The sequence below is a fragment of the Paramesorhizobium endophyticum genome, from assembly GCF_014640615.1.
Taxonomy (GTDB): Bacteria; Pseudomonadota; Alphaproteobacteria; order Rhizobiales; family Rhizobiaceae; genus Paramesorhizobium; species Paramesorhizobium endophyticum.
The window spans coordinates 1-1,054 of record NZ_BMHH01000074.1 but is presented as its reverse complement, the minus strand read 5'-3'; the positions used below and the strand labels follow the sequence as shown (position 1 = coordinate 1,054).

Sequence of the window (1,054 nt, the reverse complement as noted above, 5' to 3'; positions counted from 1 at the left end):
ATCCATCCGCCTCATGACAAGAAGACTTTGTAATCAATCATAAAGTCGTCGGACTGACTCTTAGATATGCGGCGCATTCATTGTGGGTAAATGCCTTTAGCACTTCACCGACGCGTCGCCATGTAGCTTCGACGCTCCGCTCGTCGGCTTTGCGTACGAGGGCCTTGAGTTTGGCGAACATCATCTCGATGGGATTGAGATCGGGACTGTAGGGCGGCAGGAAGAACAAGCGGGCGCCTGCATCGCGAATGGCTTTGCGGGCAGGCATTCCCTTATGGCTGCCGAGATTATCGAGGATAACGATGTCGCCGGGCTCGAGGGTTGGCACCAGGCATTGCTCGACCCATGCAGTGAAGGCCACCGCATTGATCGGTCCGTCGAGTACAAAGGGAGCAACGATGCGGTCGTGGCGCAAGCCGGCAAGGAAGGTCAGGTCTTCCAGTGGCCGTGCGGTACTTTGGCAATTAGTGGATGGCCGCGCTCATACCAGCCGTGGGTTCGGGTTCATGTTGGTTTTGACCCAGGTTTCATCCACGAACACCAGCCGGCGCGGATCAACCCGATGCTGATGGGTCTTCCAGCTTGCCCGAAATCGCGCCACTTTCGTTCGGTCCTGTTCGCTGGCGACCAGTGTTTTTTTAAATGTTTTGCCTTCACGGCGCAGGAAACGCCAAACGGTGTCGTGAGAGACCTGAATGCCTGCAGCCCGCAAAGTCGGACGCAAGAGCCCGCACTGTCCAATCGGATTTGACCGCCAGCCGGGCACGCACCGCATCAGCAGCCGCGTCGCGTAAGGTAGGTTTGACATGGCCACCCACTTTGGCTGGCGCCAAACCACGGCCTGATCGGACACGCTGACCGATCCGGACTGCCGTGGCCGCCGATATCCCAAAGCGCTGGGCAACTGCCCGCACGGTCATACCTTCCGCCAACGCGTTTGCAATCCGCCGGCGCAAATCAAGAGAAAGGGGTCGCGTCATCATTTCTAGGGCGTGTCGTCATTTGAGAATACATTTCCTGAGGATTTCCAAATCAGCTTTTCAGTGATTCATAA

Annotated in this window: 1 pseudogene; it reads right to left on the bottom strand. The window is 56.9% G+C overall.

Features of this window, described 5'->3' with window-relative positions:
• Positions 1-37 precede the first annotated feature (37 nt).
• A pseudogene (locus IEX53_RS23605) lies at positions 38-980 on the bottom strand (IS630 family transposase).
• Positions 981-1,054: the final 74 nt, after the last annotated feature.